This window comes from Psychrobacter sp. W2-37-MNA-CIBAN-0211 (assembly GCF_040309405.1).
GTDB classification, from domain to species: domain Bacteria; phylum Pseudomonadota; class Gammaproteobacteria; order Pseudomonadales; family Moraxellaceae; genus Psychrobacter; species Psychrobacter glaciei.
Genome location: NZ_JBEOOU010000038.1, coordinates 1 through 734 on the forward strand (window position 1 = coordinate 1; position 734 = coordinate 734).

Below are 734 nucleotides of genomic sequence, written 5' to 3' on the forward strand. Positions count from 1 at the left end.
CTGCGGCACCTCAACTCCGATTTAATGAACGCAATATTCACAAGCAATGCGTGGTGTGCAACCAGCACAAAAGCGGAAATCTCGTTCCGTATCGCGTCGAACTGATTAGCCGCATCGGGCAGGAAGCAGTAGACGAAATCGAATCAAACCATAACCGCCATCGCTGGACTATCGAAGAGTGCAAGGCGATCAAGGCAGAGTACCAACAGAAACTCAAAGACCTGCGAAATAGCAGAAGTGAGGCCGCATGACGTTCTCAGTAAAAACCATTCCAGACATGCTCGTTGAAACATACGGAAATCAGACAGAAGTAGCACGCAGACTGAAATGTAGTCGCGGTACGGTCAGAAAATACGTTGATGATAAAGACGGGAAAATGCACGCCATCGTCAACGACGTTCTCATGGTTCATCGCGGATGGAGTGAAAGAGATGCGCTATTACGAAAAAATTGATGGCAGCAAATACCGAAATATTTGGGTAGTTGGCGATCTGCACGGATGCTACACGAACCTGATGAACAAACTGGATACGATTGGATTCGACAACAAAAAAGACCTGCTTATCTCGGTGGGCGATTTGGTTGATCGTGGTGCAGAGAACGTTGAATGCCTGGAATTAATCACATTCCCCTGGTTCAGAGCTGTACGTGGAAACCATGAGCAAATGATGATTGATGGCTTATCAGAGCGTGGAAACGTTAATCACTGGCTGCTTAATGGCGGTGGCTGGTTC

Annotated in this window: 3 protein-coding genes; all 3 read left to right on the forward strand. The window is 47.3% G+C overall.

Features of this window, described 5'->3' with window-relative positions; genetic code table 11:
* Positions 1-251: recombination protein NinG (locus AAEY72_RS14160; RefSeq protein WP_197092563.1), on the forward strand; the 251-nt coding region annotated here is incomplete at its 5' end.
* A gap of 26 nt (positions 252-277) precedes the next feature.
* A complete protein-coding gene (locus tag AAEY72_RS14165) occupies positions 278-454 on the forward strand; it encodes a protein ninH (protein WP_095463760.1) in 177 nt (58 codons plus the stop codon).
* The coding region (locus AAEY72_RS14170) for a metallophosphoesterase (RefSeq protein ID WP_352311137.1) at positions 432-734 on the forward strand (303 nt) is incomplete at its 3' end. The genes AAEY72_RS14165 and AAEY72_RS14170, both read left to right, overlap by 23 nt.